The 17,763-nt window shown below is 68.8% G+C and carries 17 protein-coding genes and 1 pseudogene; 9 read left to right on the forward strand and 9 right to left on the reverse strand.

The features are described 5' to 3' along the window. Positions 1 to 322: 322 nt before the first annotated feature. Positions 323 to 709: pseudogene (locus tag POL72_RS52045) on the reverse strand (transposase); the annotation flags it as partial. On the opposite strand from POL72_RS52045, the gene POL72_RS44380 reads away from it, so the two are divergent. Further along, positions 673 to 810, forward strand: a complete 138-nt coding sequence (locus POL72_RS44380) for a hypothetical protein (RefSeq protein ID WP_272102966.1) — start codon at positions 673 to 675, stop codon at positions 808 to 810. The pseudogene POL72_RS52045 and the gene POL72_RS44380 overlap by 37 nt on opposite strands. 12 nt (positions 811 to 822) lie before the next feature. Here the strand turns inward: POL72_RS44380 and POL72_RS44385 are convergent, their stop codons facing one another. From POL72_RS44385 to POL72_RS44395, 3 genes are all read right to left on the reverse strand, one after another. After that, positions 823 to 1,380: a transposase zinc-binding domain-containing protein gene (locus tag POL72_RS44385; protein ID WP_272102967.1), complete on the reverse strand. Its 558-nt coding sequence runs from the start codon at positions 1,378 to 1,380 to the stop codon at positions 823 to 825. A gap of 41 nt (positions 1,381 to 1,421) precedes the next feature. Then, positions 1,422 to 1,841 carry an outer membrane protein assembly factor BamB family protein gene (locus POL72_RS44390; protein ID WP_272102968.1) on the reverse strand — a complete coding sequence of 140 codons (420 nt, stop codon included), beginning with the start codon at positions 1,839 to 1,841 and terminating at the stop codon, positions 1,422 to 1,424. Positions 1,842 to 2,108: 267 nt separating this feature from the next. Further along, on the reverse strand, positions 2,109 to 2,465 hold the full coding sequence (locus POL72_RS44395; protein ID WP_272103859.1) for a DUF5906 domain-containing protein: 357 nt from the start codon (positions 2,463 to 2,465) through the stop codon (positions 2,109 to 2,111). A gap of 211 nt (positions 2,466 to 2,676) precedes the next feature. Here POL72_RS44395 and POL72_RS44400 point away from each other — a divergent pair, with 211 nt between their 5' ends. Beyond that, positions 2,677 to 3,588 carry an SDR family NAD(P)-dependent oxidoreductase gene (locus POL72_RS44400; RefSeq protein WP_272102969.1) on the forward strand — a complete coding sequence of 304 codons (912 nt, stop codon included), beginning with the start codon at positions 2,677 to 2,679 and terminating at the stop codon, positions 3,586 to 3,588. Between the two features lie 412 nt (positions 3,589 to 4,000). Here the strand turns inward: POL72_RS44400 and POL72_RS44405 are convergent, their stop codons facing one another. Next, entirely contained in the window at positions 4,001 to 4,150 is a 150-nt protein-coding gene (locus POL72_RS44405; RefSeq protein ID WP_272102970.1) for a hypothetical protein, read from the reverse strand. 480 nt (positions 4,151 to 4,630) lie between these two features. Between POL72_RS44405 and POL72_RS44410 the strand changes: the two genes are divergently transcribed. The 4 genes from POL72_RS44410 to POL72_RS44425 all read left to right on the forward strand — a co-directional run bounded on the left by POL72_RS44410 (position 4,631) and on the right by POL72_RS44425 (position 9,866). Continuing rightward, positions 4,631 to 6,133, forward strand: a complete 1,503-nt coding sequence (locus tag POL72_RS44410; protein ID WP_272102971.1) for a choice-of-anchor Q domain-containing protein — start codon at positions 4,631 to 4,633, stop codon at positions 6,131 to 6,133. Between the two features lie 441 nt (positions 6,134 to 6,574). Continuing rightward, positions 6,575 to 7,282 carry an RNA polymerase sigma factor gene (locus POL72_RS44415; protein ID WP_272102972.1) on the forward strand — a complete coding sequence of 236 codons (708 nt, stop codon included), beginning with the start codon at positions 6,575 to 6,577 and terminating at the stop codon, positions 7,280 to 7,282. Further along, positions 7,279 to 8,532 (forward strand): FecR domain-containing protein, encoded by a 1,254-nt coding sequence (locus POL72_RS44420; RefSeq protein ID WP_272102973.1) that lies wholly within the window; start codon positions 7,279 to 7,281, stop codon positions 8,530 to 8,532. The genes POL72_RS44415 and POL72_RS44420 overlap by 4 nt, the downstream gene beginning before the upstream one ends. A gap of 158 nt (positions 8,533 to 8,690) precedes the next feature. Continuing rightward, on the forward strand, positions 8,691 to 9,866 hold the full coding sequence (locus POL72_RS44425) for a hypothetical protein (protein ID WP_272102974.1): 1,176 nt from the start codon (positions 8,691 to 8,693) through the stop codon (positions 9,864 to 9,866). A 213-nt stretch (positions 9,867 to 10,079) separates the two neighbouring features. On the opposite strand, the gene POL72_RS44430 is transcribed toward POL72_RS44425, so the two are convergent. The 3 genes from POL72_RS44430 to POL72_RS44440 all read right to left on the reverse strand — a co-directional run bounded on the left by POL72_RS44430 (position 10,080) and on the right by POL72_RS44440 (position 13,322). Beyond that, positions 10,080 to 10,346, reverse strand: a complete 267-nt coding sequence (locus POL72_RS44430) for a hypothetical protein (RefSeq protein ID WP_272102975.1) — start codon at positions 10,344 to 10,346, stop codon at positions 10,080 to 10,082. A 114-nt stretch (positions 10,347 to 10,460) separates the two neighbouring features. Further along, positions 10,461 to 11,807 carry an endo-1,4-beta-xylanase gene (locus POL72_RS44435; protein ID WP_272102976.1) on the reverse strand — a complete coding sequence of 449 codons (1,347 nt, stop codon included), beginning with the start codon at positions 11,805 to 11,807 and terminating at the stop codon, positions 10,461 to 10,463. Positions 11,808 to 12,185: 378 nt separating this feature from the next. Continuing rightward, entirely contained in the window at positions 12,186 to 13,322 is a 1,137-nt protein-coding gene (locus POL72_RS44440) for an L-type lectin-domain containing protein (RefSeq protein WP_272102977.1), read from the reverse strand. A 225-nt stretch (positions 13,323 to 13,547) separates the two neighbouring features. Here POL72_RS44440 and POL72_RS44445 point away from each other — a divergent pair, with 225 nt between their 5' ends. Both POL72_RS44445 and POL72_RS44450 read left to right on the forward strand, forming a co-directional pair. Further along, positions 13,548 to 14,246 carry an alpha/beta hydrolase family protein gene (locus POL72_RS44445; RefSeq protein ID WP_272102978.1) on the forward strand — a complete coding sequence of 233 codons (699 nt, stop codon included), beginning with the start codon at positions 13,548 to 13,550 and terminating at the stop codon, positions 14,244 to 14,246. 306 nt (positions 14,247 to 14,552) lie between these two features. Then, positions 14,553 to 15,941, forward strand: a complete 1,389-nt coding sequence (locus POL72_RS44450; protein ID WP_272102979.1) for a cytochrome P450 — start codon at positions 14,553 to 14,555, stop codon at positions 15,939 to 15,941. Between the two features lie 74 nt (positions 15,942 to 16,015). Here POL72_RS44450 and POL72_RS44455 read toward each other — a convergent pair whose 3' ends face one another. Next, the gene (locus POL72_RS44455) at positions 16,016 to 17,149 is read right to left on the reverse strand and encodes a hypothetical protein (protein WP_272102980.1); all 1,134 of its coding nucleotides are present in this window, start codon (positions 17,147 to 17,149) and stop codon (positions 16,016 to 16,018) included. On the opposite strand from POL72_RS44455, the gene POL72_RS44460 reads away from it, so the two are divergent. After that, positions 17,148 to 17,612, forward strand: a complete 465-nt coding sequence (locus POL72_RS44460) for a hypothetical protein (RefSeq protein ID WP_272102981.1) — start codon at positions 17,148 to 17,150, stop codon at positions 17,610 to 17,612. The genes POL72_RS44455 and POL72_RS44460 overlap by 2 nt on opposite strands. Positions 17,613 to 17,763: the final 151 nt, after the last annotated feature.

Raw genomic sequence — 17,763 nt, forward strand, 5'->3', positions numbered from 1 at the left:
CGGTGCTTTTCCAGCACGGTGGTCCCCGGTTGGGAGAGCGGGCTGGAACATCGGTCGGCTCGCCGAGCGCGGAGAGGAAGCGGACGATGTTCCGGGGCTCAGTGACCATGGCGACGAGCCTCATCCGCCCCTTGCAAGCTGGGCACTCGAGGGCATCGATCGCACATATGCGGCGCAAGAGCTCGGCGCGGTTTGTCGACCGCCCGATAGCCGCCACGCTTGCGTTTCGGAGCGGCGTCATCGTCCGCCTTCGTAGACTCTTCTGGCTTCGCAGGGCGCGGTCCGATGCGCTTGCGCGCCAACGTGGGCGACTCGCCGACGCGAGCACGCCCGCGTACTTGACGGTGTGAAAGCGCGGCGGCGGAACGCTGGCTGCGAGGCGGCACAAGAGCGAGAGCGGATCCATGTCCACAAGGGCAGTCCCGTCAGCGAAGGCGCGCCTCCGCGACAGCCGCACCAGGCCGTCCTGCTGCGGCTCGACGCGCTCCTTTGCGCTCGGGAGTCGCAGCACGTAACGCAGCAGCGCCTCCCTCGCCGCGGCATGGTGCGCACCGGCGCGCGTCGCTGCGTGCAAGGTGAAGCCATCGAGCGCAGCGCGCAGCGGCTTGTCGTACGCGAGCGCGCTCGGAGAGGACGGCGAGAGCCCGCGGAGCCATTGCGGGGCGATGACGTGTGGCGCGGCTCTCGTCCCGAGACGGCGGAGGCGCAGAGCGCTGCCTCGGGCTCGTCGTCCTCCTCGACGTCGTGCTCGATCTCGACATGCCCGTGCCGCCGGAGGTAACGGAGCATCCGCCCGACGGCGTGCTCTAGGACCTGACCGACCTAGCGCGTTCGCAGGTGACCGAGTTCGTTCCACACGAGCTCGGTGCCGTCTTCGTGATAAGCCCCGTCGAGGAAGACCACGTGCAGATGCGGATTGAGCCGCATGTCGCCGGACGTGCGTTGCACGACGGTCACCGCGCCGCTCTTGACCGCGCCGCACGCGCCTCGGCGCGCGGCGCGCTCTTCGTAGAACCGCTCCACGCTCTCGACGAAGATGCGGGTCAGCACGCCGAACGACGCCCCGTCCTGGGCGAGCCTGCGCCGCCACGGAAACGGAAACGTCAACACCCACGGACGGTGCGCCACCTCGGGCAGGACGTCCTCGATCAGGTTCGCCGCCGTGGCACACATGCGTCGGCCCAGACACGACGGGCAGAAGCCGCGTCCTTTACAGCTGAAGGCCACCAGCCGACTCTCTTCGCAGCGCTCGCACCGGAGCCGCGCGAACCCGCGGCAGAGCAGTCCGCAGTCGAGGTAGGCTTCGAGCTCCTTCTTCGCGTGCTTGGGTGTCCGGACGGCGATGGCGCCGTCGTCGATGGCCCCGTACAGCGTCTCCACGTTGTCGCGGGAGGCGCGGGCGGCGTAGCGCCGGGGGGGCGTCAGTCCTTGTCGTCCGGCTGCGCCACATTGTCCGGCACGCCCAGGGCGACCGGGCCCATCCCCTTGCTCTTGAACTGGTTGTGCCAGAGGCTCTTGCCGGTGAGCGAGAAACACTCCACCTCGCCCTGCTTGGCGACGAAGAGCCGGTCTCCCTCCAGGAGGAGCGTGGCGCGGCCCTGCGTGGCCGCCTTCACCTCCCAGAGCAGCTCGCCCGTCGGGTAATGCAGACAGGCGACGCGGCTGAAGCTCGCCGCGTAGATCGCCGCAGGCGTGATCAGGAGCGCTGTGGAAGAGAAACCGACCCCGGCCTGCTTGTACTCCCAGAGCACGCGCCCGGTGGCCGGGTCGACGCCGAAGATCTGATCCCGGAACGCCGCCACCAGCACCGGCGCCGCCGTGATTGTTCGGTATTCGCTCATACGTCCCCTCGCTTCCTGATTGCGTCCAGCGAGCTATCAGCGGGGGGGCGGCGCGGCAAGCTGCGAGCACGTGCGGGGTCGCGAGCCGCGCGCACGGCGAAGATGCGAGCTCGCATGGGCTCCTGGCGGAAAGGTGATGCGGGGAGCGAGCTCATCTCAAGCGGCTCCTCGCTGCGCTCCTCCGGCGCAATGGTAGTCTATCGGAACACCTCGGAGAGCGCGGGGGTGGCTCCGCTCGCGGAGGGCTCGGGGCCGCTCGCGGCGGCGTCACGGGCTCGCGAGGCGGGGACCGATCTCTCGTTCTACGAGGTCGTCCTCGTGGACGAGCTCGAGACCCCGATCGCCGGCGTGCCCGGCGACCGGCCGGAACTCAAAGGGATCACGGTGCTTTCTCTCCGCCATCACCGGATCGCCGGTCACCACCGCCTTGAACGCTCCACCCTCGAGGCGCTCTCCGCTGGGCGTTTTCGACACGAAGTTAGCCAGTTTCCCTTCTGGCGCAGACAGCGCAAATCGCTCGGTCCACCGTTGCGGCAGAAGGCTCGCGAGTGCTTCCGGCGGAAACATCGCCCTCACGAGGTTGATCCCCGCGCTCTTGCCGTTCCCGCCCTCGCCAAATAGAATCGGGCAGCGCTGAAATCTGACGGCGTCGCCAGCGCAATGTAGGCAATATTACATATCCGAGTGGACTCGTTGGATCTGTTGGTATTTATACGCGGATCAGTGGATCGTATTTCTTGTACGTTATGCCAACTGCCGGTCGTTGGCGGAAAATTCTTGACAGGCCGGAATGGCTCCGCGCGGGCTATCCTCGGTGGCATGCCAGCGCGAACGCTTGGACGGCCTCGAGCTCGTCAAGGCGAGCCCGCGGCGCCGCGAACGTCGCGACGAGCACCGGCGGTCCCTCGGGCCGCTCCTTTTCGCCGTCGTCCCGTCAGCTGGAGACAGCCAGTCTTTCGATCCATTCCAATACTTATTACACGGAGTTGAGATTGCCATGCTCAGCAATAAAGTCGTTTTGATCACCGGGGCCACATCGGGAATCGGGGCCGCGACAGCGATCGCGGCGGCGCGGGCCGGCGCCAAGGTGGTGCTGGCCGCGCGACGCCAGGAGATGGGCGACGCGCTCGTGGCCCGCATCAAGGTGGAGGGTGGAAACGCGCTGTTCGTCCGCACCGACGTCACCGTCGAGGCGGACATCCAGGCTCTGATCGAGCGCACCGTGGAGGCCCATGGGCGGCTGGACAGCGTCTTCAACAACGCCGGTATCGCCACCGCGCTCGGGCCGCTCGCGGACGTGCCGGTCGCCGATTACCTCGCTCTCATGCAGGTCAACCTGCACAGCATCTATCTGTGCATGAGGTATCAAGTGCCCATCATGAAGAAGGGCGGCGGCGGCTCGATCGTCAACTGCGGCTCGATCGCCTCCACGGTCTCTGCGCCCGGGTTCGGCGTCTATGCCGCGACCAAGCACGCGATCCTCGGCCTCACCAAGTCTGCGGCCATCGACTACGCGGCGGACAAGATTCGCGTCAACGCCATCCTGCCCGGCCCGGTGGAGACCGAGATCTGGGATCATATGCAAAGCGGCGAGCAGGTGCTCGACGCCTTCGGGGCGGCCACGCTGATGAAGCGGTACGCGCACCCAGACGAGATCGCTCGACCGGCGGTCTTCCTGCTGTCCGACTGGTCGTCGTACATGACCGGCACGCAGCTGACCGTGGACGGCGGCTACACCGCAGTGTGACCCGGGGCAGCGCGCCTCGGAAGATCCAGGCGCGCTGCCGGCACCTCGCCGCGACGTCGTTCCCGAGGAGCGCATGCTCGCGCAGATCGTGAGCTGGCCCCCTGAGACGGTTCGTACGATGCTGCCGAACATCAGCCGATAGAAGGGCTCGTTGGCGGCGCGCCCGGAGACCCAGGTTGGCGCCGGCGGCATGGTGGTGCGCATCTCTTCGTGGAACAACGCGACCAGGGCATTCAGGTTCGCCTCCTCGAAGGCGCGCACGTACTGTTCGAGCAGACGCGGATCCACTTGCGTGGTCCTCGCGATGTCGACCGGCTCCCCCCCGCCGATCTTGCTGCCGGTCGCGGAGCGGGCGCGGAACAACGCGCTGTTCGCGGCCTCCACGCTCGTAGCGAGCGCTTGCGCCGCGGACTCACCCCTCTGGTGCGACCGGCAGCCCGAGCAGCCGACCGAGCGCCTCGTGAACGACCCGGGCCGCCACCTCATCCCCGAGGGCGACGGCGCGGCTCAGGGTGCTGGCGAGCGAGGTGACCACGGCCGCCCGAGGCGACGGCCCGGTCACGGCGAGCTCCCCAGGCCCGAGGCTTGACGCTTGGGCCCGGGTTGGGCCCACGCCTTTCGAGGGGCTGCGATCCGTCGTCACGCCCTCCCCAAATCCCCAGGGATGCACCGGATCGCGACGGTTCGCCACCGTGGAACAGTCCCGCCAGGATTTACGATCCAGCATGGCCTGGAGGTTCGCGGTCGGGTGCCCCGTACCCGGTAGCTCCGAAGCGAAACGGAAACGTCAACACCCACTGCCTCACGAGGCGCAGGGTGGGATTTCCTACAACGAACTCCATGGAAGAGAGCCCTTGATGAAACGCTGAGCGATGTCAGGTGGGAGCGTTCTTGGAACCAGGAAAATGCGCATGGTGCTCGTACCGCGAGCTGACAAACTGGAAAGGCGCGGAAGGGCTGCGTGCGATGTTGAACGGATCCACGCCCAAGACGCCTCCGCGCGTGCAGCATTCCTTTCTCACGGAGGGGGCCGAGGATGAGCATGGTACGAAGAGCCGTGTCCGCGTTCGTCGCGCTGGCTGTCGTGGTCGCAGGGTCGCGCGCCGCGCGCGCACGCACCATCGACGTGCCGGAGGACTACCCGACGATCCAAGCCGCCGTCGAGGCGGCCGAAAACCACGACAGGATCCGCGTCGCCCCGGGCACGTACCCGGAGTCCATCGCGTGGACCGGCAAGTCCATCGCGCTGATCGGCGCCGGGCCGGACGCGACGATCGTGGATCCGAGCCTCGGGCCGGGCGGCCGGTGTCTGATGCTGGTCGACGTCCCCCCTGGCACCAGGGTGGAGGGCTTCACCTGCCGGAACGGCACGACCGACGCGACCAGCCCGGACGGCGGCGGGATGCTGATCCAGGGGGGCCGTCTGCAGGTCAAGAGGGTGGTTTTCCAGAACAACCTCGCGTTCGGGAACGGAGGTGGATTGTGGATCGAGGGGGCCAACGTGACCCTCCACGACGCCAGCTTCCTCAACAACGAGGCTGATAGCGGCGGCGGCGGCGGCGGCGGCGGGCTGGGCATCACGCTCGGTGGCGAGGTGAAGGTAGTGCGATCCATCTTCTCCTTCAACTTCGCCAACCCGTCAGGGGGCGGCCTCATCGTCCTCGACGGCAGCAGCGCGAAGGTGGTTGAGTCCCGTTTCGAGGGGAATTTCGGCAGGAGCGGGGGCGGGATCTGGTCCGTCGACAGCGAGTTGAAGGTCTCCGGCTCCGTCTTCTCCGGCAACGTCAGCGACTTCAGCGGGGCCGCGCTCGGGGGCTCCAACAGCAGCGTCGAGGTCGCCGATTCGACGATCGACGGCAACGAATCGGACTCACGCCAGCAGCACGTAATCCGTGTCAGCGGGAGCCTGGCGATGTTCCGGTCGAGCATCACCGGCAACCTGGGTGGCGGGATCGCGTCCATCGGCGACCTCACGGTGCTCGACTGCTCCTTCGCGAACAACACCGCAACGAGGGGTGGAGGGATCAACACCACGGGCACTGCGCGCGTGACCAACAGTGTCTTCTTCGTCAACACGGCGAACGGCGCCGGCGGCTTGAACGATATCGAGGCACTAGGCGGCGCGATCTACGCGAACGGCGATCTGCGCGTGACGAACTGCACCTTCTATGGCAACCCGGCCCAAGGCTTCAAACTCCCCTCGGATGGCGGCGGGTTGTACGTCGCCTCCGGGACCACAACGGTGCTCAACTCCATCCTCTGGGGAGACTCGCCCAATGAGATCGCGGGCCCCGGAACGGCCGTGATCACCTACAGCGACGTGATGGGCGGCTATCCCGGCACCGGCAACATCGACCAGGATCCGCTCTTCGTGGCCCCTGCTGAGGGCGATCTGCACCTCCAGGCTTCCTCGCCCGCCCGGGATGCCGGGCTCTTCACAAGCTCCTTGCCGAAGACGGACCTGGATGGAAATCCGCGCGTCTCGGGGGCCGCTCCCGACATGGGCGCTTACGAGATCCGCGGAGGGAGAAGGGGGTGTGAATAGAAGTCGGACTCTCGAAGGAGGGAGGGGGGCGCGCAGCGTTGCGCGTGATCTGAGCCAGCTCGCCCGGGCTCCCGGCAACCACACGACAGCATGGTGTCGTGATCGCTCGCGAGCGTGAGCGCCTCGATGCGGCGGCTGGCCGTCGGCGTGCACGTGCACGAGACATTGTGGCTATTGCCGGCACGGCGCGGGTCCTCCGGCGCCGTCGTGGCGGTCACCATGAAGACGGCGACGAGCGGCAGCGGCTCCGTCACCGCAGCCGGTCCAGCAGAGGCAACGGAGGCGTCGACATCTCTCTCCGGAGCCTTGCCGGACTCCTGCCGGGCGGAACCAGAGGGGCGGTGCGGCGGGATCGGGGTGGATAGGGGGCGCCGCGGCGGGCATCCAGGACGATCCTTCGCCGCCCAGCCTGCTTTCCGGCGGATCGGCTACTGAAGGAGCATGGGAACCGCCGAGCCCCACCCCCCAAGCCGCCGGCTCAGGCTCGTCTCCTCCCAGGGCGCCGCGGGGCAGGGCGCCGGGGGCCCGCCCTCGCCCGCGACCGCCAGCGACGAGGAGCTCCTGCTCGCCTTCCAGCGGGGCGAACGAGGGATCGGCCTGCGGCTCTACGAGCACCTGCTGCCGGTCGTCGACCGGACCCTCTACCGCATCCTGGGTTGCCGCGAGCAGGACCACGCCGACCTCGTGCAGGGCGCGTTCGAGCAAATAGTGAGCACGCTTACCAAACGCAAGTTCGCGGGGGAGTGCAGCCTGGCGGGCTGGGCGTCGGTCATCGCCTGCCATGTCGGCCTGAGCGCGCTGCGCGCCCGCCGGCGCGAGCGCAAGGTCATCGATCGCACGCCGGGGTCGCCGGAGCCCGGTGCCGAGCTCGAGCCGCCCTCGCAGGGCGCCGACCCCGAGCGAGAGGTGAGCGCGCAGCGCGATCTCGAGGCCCTGCGCCGGCACCTCGCGGCGATGGACGGCGACCGCGCGGCCGCGCTGCTGCTCCACGCAATGGGCTATTCCCTCAAGGAAATCGCTGATTTAACAGGTGTTTCCGTGGCCGCGGCCCAGTCGCGGCTGTCGCGGGGGCGGCGGGAGCTCCAGGCGCGCTTTGAACCCGAGGCGGCGGCGCGACGCGACCCCGCTCGACCCGAGGAGCCACGATGAAGCAGGACGACGTTGACGCCACCCCGAACGAGCGCGCCGCGGCGGCCGGCGTGGACGGCGTGGAGGCCTCGCTGCGGGCGCTTGTCGAGCAACCGGTGCCGCCGCTGCCCAGGGTCCAGGCGCGGTACCTCCAGCAGCGGATCGCCGGCCGCATCGATCAGCTCGCCGCCGAGGCGGCGGAGCGGCGCGCCCGCGGCGCCCGGCAGAAGCGGGCCGCCCTCGCCGCGGCGGCGCTGGCGGCCGCCCTGACCGCGGCGGCCGCCGGCGTCTTCATCATGGTCCGGACGCGCGAGGCCCCGCCCGCCGCGGCGCAGGTGACGGCGCTCCAGGGCTCGGTCGAGATCGCGGCAGGGGATGCGACCCGCTCGCCGCCGTCGCTCTCCCTCGTGCCGCTCGCGAGCGACGAGGAGCTGCGGACCGGCGAGGGCGCGCGGGCGAAGGCGTCGCTCGCGACGGGCGCCACCGTCGAGGTCGGGCCCTCGACCCGCGTGAGGTTCGCGCCGGTGGGCGCCGGGCGCGACCGCGCAGGCGACGTCGTCGCCCTCGAGCAGGGCAGGATCGCCGTCGAGGTGCCGCCGCTGCCGGCGGGCATGAGCCTGTCGGTGCACACGTCGGACGCGGTGGTCACGGTGCACGGGACGCGCTTCTCCGTCGAGCGGCGGCCCGACGCGGCGGGAGAGCCGGCCGAGACGCGCGTGTCGGTCGTGGAAGGGCGGGTCGCCGTGCGCCGCGGCGAGGTCGAGCGCTTCCTCGGCCCAGGCGAGACGTGGTCGTCCCGCGACGAGGAGCGCCGATCGGACCGGCCCGCCGAGGGACAGCCGGGCGACGCGCCGGCGCCGCCTCGCGATGGGCAGGACAGCGATGGGCAGGACAGCGCCGCCGGCGAGGGCGGCAGGGGCGACAAGGCCGGCGAGGGCGGCGCCGGGGAGCCGCGCACGCCGCGCGACGCGCGCGAGGCCCCGGCGCGCACCTCGCTCACGGCCGAGAACGAGCTGCTCCAGGGCGCGATGGCGGCGCGGCGGCGCGGGCAGCCGAGGCGGGCGATCGAGCGGCTCGATCTCCTCCTCGCCCGCTACCCGGACTCGCCGCTCGCCGAGATCGCCCGCGTGGAGCGCCTGCGCGCCGTCGAGATGCTCGGCGACAAGGAACGGACGGCGGCGGAGGCGCGCCGGTACCTCAAGGACTACCCGCAGGGCTTCGGGCGCGAGGAGGCCACGTCCGCCTCCCGCCCCGGCGGCGCTCGCCCCTGAGCGCCCGCGCGCGGGGCCGTCTCGATTTTTTTTGACGAACCCTGCCTGCTCCCGGCGCCTCCGGCGACTTTCACTTCATCGAGGAGATCATCGCGCCGGCGAGCGGGTTCGCCGGCTGCGCTCCAGGTCGTGCTTGCTTTCGAATTGGGAGGATCCCGATGCGTTCATTCGCGTTGACAGGGTGGTTCTGTGGTGGGCTGTTGTCGCTCGCGGCCTTCGGAACGGCCTGTAGCCTATCGGGCACAGGAGGCGCAGACGGCCGCATCGTCTCGGGGGAAGACTGCGTCCCTTCGGACGACGAGGGCAGTGCGCCGGCGCCGAGCTTCCCGGGGTCGGGCATGTCGGGCGCCGGCGACCCCATCACCGCGGATCTCGATCCGCTCTCGTGCGGCGCGAGCGCGCTGGGCGTCCCCGTGGACGACACCGCCCAGGTCGACTGTTATTACACGAACAACAACCCGACGACCCCGATGGCCTTCGTCGAGCGGGTCGTCGAGATCGCCGAGAGCGAGGAGCTCGTGCACGTGCGGCTGACGCTCAACCCCGCGTTCGTCGACAACACGTATGGCGAGACGGCCATCGGGTGGGGCGGCGGCGACCAGGAGCCGGCCGGCCCGCAGCCCGGCGGCCCGCAGCCCGGCGGCCCGCAGCCCGGCGGCCCGAAGCCCGGCGACGGGCCGAAGCCGAAGGGACATGGGGGCCACACGTTCAAGGATCTCGTGGGCAGCGACAAGGCCCAGTTCCAGCTGACGGACGGGAAGGGAGAGCTCGTGCTCGACTTCTACGTCGACTACCTCTCGGTCGACGAGGCGAGCCCCTCGGGTTATGCGTCGCTCGGCGTGCTCGGCGGAGAGGGCAAGATGCTCCTCGGAGACGCCGGCGCCGTCGTCGCGGCGACCACCTCGCTCGACCGCGATCTCAACGCGTGCGGGTACGGCGCGTACCTCGAAGACTCCCCGGAGACGGACGAGGGCTACACCCCCAATGCGGAGACACCGAACTGGGATTACCGCGTCGTGTACGACGTGTGGGTGAGCGCCTCGGCGTTCGGCGCGGCGGGCTTCGGCGACGCGACCATCAGCTACGTGCACGCCTCTCCGAGCAAGTACCCGTCGGACACGGTCACCGTGACGCCGGGGCCGTGCCCCACCCCGACGACGTGTGAGGGCGACGACCCGCCCGCCGGCGGCGGGGGCAGCGATGCAGGCGAGGATCCGGGCGGAGACGTGGAATGCAAGGAGTCCGGTGGAGAGTGCACGGCCAACACGGACTGCTGCTCGGACGGCGACGTGTGCCTGAGCGGGGTGTGCCAGCAGCTCGTGATCCCGCAGTGAGCCGCGGCTCCTAGGCGCACTCGGGGCACAGCTCGAGGTGCTGCGCGGCCTCGCGCAGCGCCTCCGGCACCGGCGCCCCCTCCGTGACGAGCTCGGCGTACCGCGGCGCGTCGTCGCAGGTCAGCTCGTCGGGCTTCGTCGCGAAGACGGCTGTGGCCAGATTCCGGATCTCTTCCCATCGCGCCGCGTTCTCCTACCGCCGAACGTTCACGTTCACGTGATCGTGGTCGTCAGCGATAGGCCGTGAACGACCACGACCACGTAAACGTAAACGTAAACGTAAACGTAAATCGTGGTCGTGGTCGTGGTCGTGGTCGTGGTCGTCAACGATAGGCCGTGAACGACCACGACCACGACCACGACCACGTAAACGTAAACGTAAACGTAAACGTAAACGTAAACGTAAACGTAAACGTAAACGTAAACGTAAACGTAAACGTTGGTGACCGATGGTGGGGTGGAGGGGGGCGGGCTTCGCACCGGCTGGTGCGGGAGGACGAGGACCCGCCCGCCGGTGGCGGGGGCGGAGAGACAGGCGAGGATCCGGGCGGAGACGGGGATGAAAGGGTCGCCGCCCGCGGATCGCGGAAGGCGCTACTTGCCCAGCAGGGCGTTCATCACCCGGTTGTAGGTCTCCTTCTTCCCGTACTGGTCGTTGAAGAGCAGCGACTGCGAGCTTTGCCCGTTGCACAGCGCCCCGCTCCAGCTGTTGAGCCACGACCTGCCGTCGTTGATGCCCCAGAAGGTGATGGCCGTGCACTTGGGCAGCTTGAAGCAGGCCTCGACGATGTCGTGGTAGTACGCGAGCTGCTCCTCCGCCGTGACCACGCCGCCGCAGCGGTTGATGTCCATCTCGGAGATCAGCACCTCCAGGCCCAGGTCGGTGAAGCGCTTCATGTTCGCCGCCACGTCCGCTCCAGTGGCCTCGTTGTTCGGCGGCCCGATGTGCATCTGGAACCCGACGCCGTCGATCGGGACCCCCCGATCGACCATCCCCTTGACCATGTTGTAGACGAAGTCGACCTTCGCGTTGCGCGCGTCGATGCTGTAGTCGTTGTAATAGAGCTTGGCCTTCGGATCCTGCTCTCTCGCGATCTGGAAGGCGAGGTCGATGTAGTTCTCCCCGATCTGGTTGAGGAACACCGAGGGCCTCATGCGGGGATTGCCGACCCCGGTGTCGCTGTCGGTCTGGACGGCCTCGTTGACGACGTCCCAGGTGTCGACCCGGTCCTTGAAGTGCCCCATGACCTGGGTGATGTGCCTTCGCATGGCCGCCGTTACATTGTCCTTGCCGGTCATGGAGCTCATCCAGCCAGGCAGCTGGTTGTGCCACACCAGGGTGTGGCCCTTGATCTTCATGTTGTTCTGGCGCGCCCAGTTCACGATGTTGTCCGCGGAGCCCCAGCTGAAGTTCCCCGCGCTGGGCTCGAGCGAGTCCCACTTCATCTCGTTCTCCGCCGTCACGTAGCTGTGCTCGGCGCCGGCGACGCGCTTGTAGTCGTTGTTGCCGAGACCACCACCGGAGATGGCCGCTCCGATCAAGATCGGGGGGTTCGCCTTCTCACCGGCCTCCCGCAGCGTGCTGGCGCTCGCCGCAGGGACTCTGGCGCTGGCGCCGCCGCCCGCGCCATCGCTGCCGCCCGCGCCTTCGCCGCCGGTGCCGCTGCTGGCGCTCGTCGCGCCGCCGCCGCTGCCGCTCGTCGCGCCGCTGCTGGCGCTCGTCGCGCCGCCGCCGCTGCCGCTCGTCGCGCCGCTGCTGGCGCTCGTCGCGCCGCCGCTGCCGCTCGTCGCGCCGCTGCTGCCGCTCGTCGTGCCTCCGCCGGTGCCGCCCGTCGCGCCGCCGCTGCCGGTCGTCTCATCTCCATTGCCGTCACCGCTGTCCGAGCAGCCGGCTGCAAACAGGAATGCCGAGAGGAGAAGTGTGAAGGGTGCTGATCTCATGCTCGCATGCTCCAAAGTAAAATGTATTTACTAACTCACGCGACCTGGTGCCTTGATCATCCGCGGGGCCACGTCGCGCGCGGGCGGCACCCGAGGTGGTGCCGAACCGGCAGTATATCGGCCGCTGTCTCCCAAGCATACAGCTTCACGAGGCGGACCCGAAGGATAAGGGGGTCCGGAAGGGAATTCCAGGGCAGTTCGAGAATTTTGACATGGGGATAATGTGCGCCCGAGACCGAGTCGGTAGGGCGCCCCACACGCGGCTCGCCGTGCTCCTGGGGTGCACCTGCTGCTGGGGCGCACCTGCTCCCCGGAACGACCAGGAGGTCGCCGCAGACCTCGACGATCGCGCGACGAAACGTCCTTTGGCGCCGTCGTTCAGAGGCAGCGGGGCGAGGGGAAAGTGATCTTCACATTCCGGATCTCCTGGCGCGCGGTGGCGGCGCCCGTGCCGGCGGCGAAGCCATAAAAGAACTTCGACCCGACGGGGAAGCCGGGGATGGCGAATCCCTGGAACTGGAGCTTGCCGTCGATGTTCAGGCTCACCTTGCCCTTGTCGAGCTCGATCTGCGCTTTATGGAACGCGCCGTCGCCGAGCGCGACGCCGCTCGTCCCCTGGCCCAGCGAGCCGAGGACGCCCCCGTCGCAAGGCTTTGTGAGATCGTCCACGCCCACGTGGTTCTTGTTGGCGTCTGTGCAACCGAGGTTGTGGTAGGTGTCGATCTCGACGCCGAAGCCGGCGAGCCCGGCCATACCGAGGCCGCCGCCGCCGTCGCCCACGGCCGTCTCTCCTGTCGTCTGGAGCATGAAGCCCATCCCGTCGCCGCCGCCGAGGCGGAACTCGAACGTCGCGGTGAAGACGTCGGCGGCGAGGGGATTCCGGTAGATGATGGTGCCTGCCTGCCCGTGTTCGGCCTCGGTGAGCACGCCAGCCAGCCTGTCGGCATCCCAGAAGGCGTCCCCATTGAAGGACCACCCTTTTGGCAGTGAGGCCATGTCCGCGGCGAGGCTCACGCCGCAGGCGGTTCCAGCGGGGCATATGCCCTCGTCGGTCTGCCCATCGCAATCGTTGTCGACGAGGTCGCACGCCTCCTCGTGCGCCGGCACGCTCTCGCCGGTGCACGGACCCCAGGCATTGCCGGAGCAGACTTGATCGCCCGCCTTGCACATCCCGACGCTCTGGGTGCCCGGAGGGCCCGTGTAACAGCTCCGTCTTTCGCCCTCCGCGCAAACGCAGCCTTCATCGACGATCCGATCACAGTCGTTGTCGAGGCCGTCGCACACCTCCGGCGTCGGGACACACCCGGGGCCTGGCTCGTCGGGGCCTGGCTCATCGGGGCCTGGCTCCTCCGGGCCTGCCCCCTCGGTGCCTGGCTCCAGGAGGATATCGCTCCGACCGCCGCACATGGACACGGCGGCGGCGAGCGCCGGGAGCAGGAAGAGGGCCTTTGCGCGCGCTGGCCGGCCTGCGCCTGCCGCTGCGTGGGAAGAGCGGAGTGGCTGTGAAGATTGCATGTCCCCTCGATCCTCGGCGCGACCACGGATCGCGCGGAGGATACAGAACACCCTCGCGCCAGCACGCCTGCGCCGCAGCCTACCAGATCGAGGCGAGCGCACCTCCAGGAATCCGGAGGGTGAAGGTCGGGATCCTGCCGAGCGCGACGCGGCCGCCCCGTCTCCGGGCGTTCGACCGACGTGCGCCTCGACGAACGGCGCCGGTCCGTGGCATGGATGGGCCTCATGGCCGAGCGCTCCATCTCGATTCCGATCGTCGGCAGCAGCCCTGTCTCGGGCGTGATCCACGCTCCGAGGACGCGAGCGAAGCGCTCCGGCCTGGCCGTCGTCCTCGGCCATGGCGCCGGCAACGACATGAACGCGCCCCTCGTTGTCGACGTCGCCGGGCGGCTGGCGGCGCGAGGGCACACCGTTCTCCGTTTCAATTTCGTCTACAAGGAGCTCGGCCGGAAGGCGCCCGATCGGCAGCCGCTCCTCGAGAAGGCGTTCGAGGCGGCGATCGGGAGGGTGCTCGAGGACCGGCCGGAGCGCCTCGTGATAGGCGGCAAATCGATGGGAGGGCGGATCGCGTCGCTCCTCGCGGCCCGCGGCGTCCGCGCGGACGGGCTGCTGTTCCTCGGCTATCCGCTCCACCCCGCGGGCAAGCGCTCGCCGCTCCGGGACGCGCACCTGCCCGCGATCCCCGCGCCGCTCCTGTTCCTCCAGGGCACGCGCGACCCGCTGTGTGATCTCACGCTCCTCCGGCCCGTCCTGAAGCGCCTCGGGGAGCGGCCCAGCCTGCACGTGATCGAGGGCGGCGACCACTCGCTCGATCTCCTCAAGTCCGCGGGGCGGACCAGGGAGAGCGTGCTCGAGGAGATCGACCTCGCGATCGACGGTTGGCTGAAGGCGCGGGTCCTCTCCCCGCGCCCGAAGGCGCCGTGACGGCGATCGCCCCCGACCCGCCGGAATGACGGAGGCGCCAAGGCGCCAGGCACAGAATCTTATCTTGGCGTCCTTGGCGCCTTGGCGCCTTGGCGGCCCCAGATTCTGCGCTTCTCTGGTGGTGTCAACCTGGTTGCCGCTCCAGGGGCGTCCGGCCCGAAGGGGCCGGCCGCTGATATGGCGATATCTCCGCCGATCCTGCGACATCGTCTCATCGGACTCGGGCCTGGAGTGCTCGGCGCGCAGCATCGTAGGATGCTCTCCGGCCGAACGCAGACTCCCGCTGCGGGCCAGGAGAGCGCGACCATGCTCGAACAACTCGAACCTCTGTCCCGAGCTGCCCCACCCTCGGCGCGCAAGCCATCGCCGCGCGCCCGCGGTTATCCGGTGGTGGGGCTCCTCCCGGCGCTGGCGCGCGACGCGCCGAGCGTCCTCCGTCGGCTCGCGCGGCAGCACCCGGGTGAGCTCATCGAGCTCGACCTCGGGCTCACCCGGGCCTATCTGGTGACGCACCCCGAGCAGGCCCAGTACGTTCTCAACGACAACTGGCGCAACTTCACCAAGGAAGGCGGGATGTGGAAGCCGATCGGGAGGCTCGTTGGCAACGGCCTCGTGACGGCCGGGGGTGACGAGTGGCTCCGGAACCGCCGGCGCATGCAGCCGCTCTTCTCGTCGCGGCAGCTCGCGGGCCTGGTCGATCTCATGTTCGATGTCGTCGAGAGCGATCTGCCGCGGCTCGAGGAGCGGGCTCGCGCCGGCGCCGTCGTCGACATGGACAGGGAGATGATGCAGCTCACCCAGCGCGTCATCTTGGCGACGATGTTCGGCGTCAGCATTGGCCCCCGGGAGGCCGACAGCCTCGGCGAGGCGATCCTCGTCGCGTTCCAGGCGCTGAACGCGAGGATGTTCCTTTACTTCATGCCCGATCGCCTGCTCCCGGGCGAGCGCGCGCTCAGGGACGCGATCGCCAGGATCGACGCGGCGATCCTGCGCCTCGTCCGGGAGCGCCGCAGGAGCAAGGACGAGCGGGACGACCTCCTCTCGCTGCTCCTGCGCGCGCGGGACGAGGCCGGCTCCGGCATGGACGACCGCCAGCTCCGGGACGAGCTCGTCACCATGTTCATCGCCGGCAACGAGACGACGGCGATCACGATGACCTGGCTCTTCTACCTGCTCGACAGGAACCCCGTCGTCGAGCGCAAGCTGCGCGCGGAGATCGAGGAGGTCGTCGGCGACCGGCGGCCGACGACCGCCGACCTGTCGAGGATGGAGTACACGAAGATGGTGATCCAGGAGGCGATGCGCATGTATCCGCCTTCCTGGCTCCTGCCGCGCACGGCGAAGGAGGACGACCAGATCTGCGGCTATCCCGTGCCCGCCGGCGCGACCGTCATCGTCAGCCAGTACGTCATGCACCACGACCCGGCGTTCTGGGAGGCCCCCGCGGAGTTCGACCCCGAGCGCTTCACGCCGGAGCGCTCGGCCTCCCGCCCGCGCTACGCATACATGCCGTTCGGCGGCGGCCCGCGGCAGTGCATCGGCAACCTGTTCTCGATCATGGAGGCGCAGATCCTGATCGCCGTCCTGCTAAGGCGGCTCCGCGTGCGCCTCGTGCCCGGTCACCCGGTGTCGCCGCAGGCGCTGACCACCCTCCGGCCGCGCCATGGGCTCAAGATGACGCTCCACGCCGTGTGATCGGGCCGAGCGCGACGAGCGGCGGGCTCGATGAGCCGATGCGCCGCCGCCGTCGTCGCGCTCGCCGCGGGGCATCAATTGATGATGGCCGGGTCCTCGATCGTGAAGCACTCGACGGACGACGCCGCGTACTTGATCGCGTTGTACCAGAACTGCGAGATCTGGAAGACCTGCGCCGCGGATCTCTCGTAGCAGGGGCTGTTCGGGTCCGTGTACATCTGCGGATTGAGGCACGCGGCCGTCCCGCGCCACTGACCCGAATAGGTCACCCACTCGTCGCCGAAGGCGACGACATGGCCCTTGCCGATCTCCTCGTGCACCGCGAAATTGTTCCTGCCGTCGGTGCTATCGACGGTCGCGATCGTCGACTTGATCGAGCGCGCGATGTAGGCGCCCACGCTCTGGATGTTCCTGCCGATCGGCGTGTCCTGGTTCCAGGTGCCCACGGCCACGGGGAGGTCGCCGCCGAGCGGCAGCGAGCCGCCCCAGCAGTTGCAGTTCGCGCAGCCGTTCCGCGCAGGGTCAATCAGGCCATCGGAGTTGAACTGGATGTCCGTGAACGAGAGGAGCTGGTTGGTCGCCGTGATGTCGTGGATGGTGCATCCCTGCCCATTGCACTGATAACCGCTCAGCGCGATGAGCCCGCCGCCGTTGTTGACCCAGTCCTTGAGCGCGTTCACCTCGTCCGGCGTGAACTCCCACGGCGCCCCGTCGTCGTTCTGGGCTCCCTTCGTCACCATCCACTGGAGGAGGATCACGTCGTACTTGGCGAGAAACTCCGCCGTGAGCGTCGGCTTCTCCCTGTTGTAGTTGTCGACCTGGGCCGTGCTCTGCGTGTTGAGCCAATCCTGGAGCGCCGTGGTGCTGTCGCTGCTGCACGGGCCCCAGACTCCTTCGCGGCCGATCGACGCGATGTTGATGCAGGTGCAGTTGCCCGCGTCATCGCAGGTCGTCTCGTGACCGGCGTCGGGCGGCGGGTCGCCGCCCGGACCCGTGCTGTTCAGCCCGATGTCGCCCCCGGGATCCTCCCCGGTGCTGGTGGTGCTGACGCTGCTGACGCTGCTGGCGCCGCCGGAGCCGCCGGCGCCCTGGCCGACCTCGGCGTTCCCCGTGGTGTTGCCGTTGCCGCCCGATGAACAGGCGATGACGGGCAGCCAGAGGGCGGCGAGCACAGCGCAGCAACGCGTCGCGAAATGAAGTCTTGTCATGATCCCTGAGACTATCACTTCCCGCGCCTGGCCGGAGATCCAAAATCATGCGGAGGCGCTCAATCCGAAGCGCTACAGGCTGCTTGATTTCCAGCTCCAGCCGCGCGAGGCCCCGCGCGACAGCTCCGGCTTGAGCGTCGCCCCCATGCTCTACCGGCCGGGCAAACACGAGCACGATACGAACGTGGCGATAGGTCCGCGCGGTGTCTTGGGCGCAGCTATGCGCACGTGTGGCTTCGGGTACGTGTGGTGTGGGCGAAAGAAAGCGGTGCTAGGGGAACGGTCGGCGGTGCGGGCGTCGGAAGCGTGCCATGCGGTGTTTGAACTCTCGCAGGGCTTGCGCCTGGCACACAGCGTCAAACATCGACGCGCCGGGGTTGCCGGTAGAATTGAAACTCTATACGACGGGTGTCGACACCTTGCTGGAGAGTTGAAATTCAATCTGGAGGGTGTCGACGGGTAATGGTCGCGTTTCAGGCAAACGCGACCATTGCCTGTCGACGCCCTCCGGGGACGATTGAAATTCAATCTGGAGGGGGCGGCGCCTGCCGGGGAGAGTTGCAATTCAACCTGGAACCTGCGGGTATCTATCGCGCTAGATAATTCGGCTGTGA

The sequence above is a fragment of the Sorangium aterium genome (assembly GCF_028368935.1).
Taxonomy (GTDB): domain Bacteria; phylum Myxococcota_A; class Polyangia; order Polyangiales; family Polyangiaceae; genus Sorangium; species Sorangium atrum.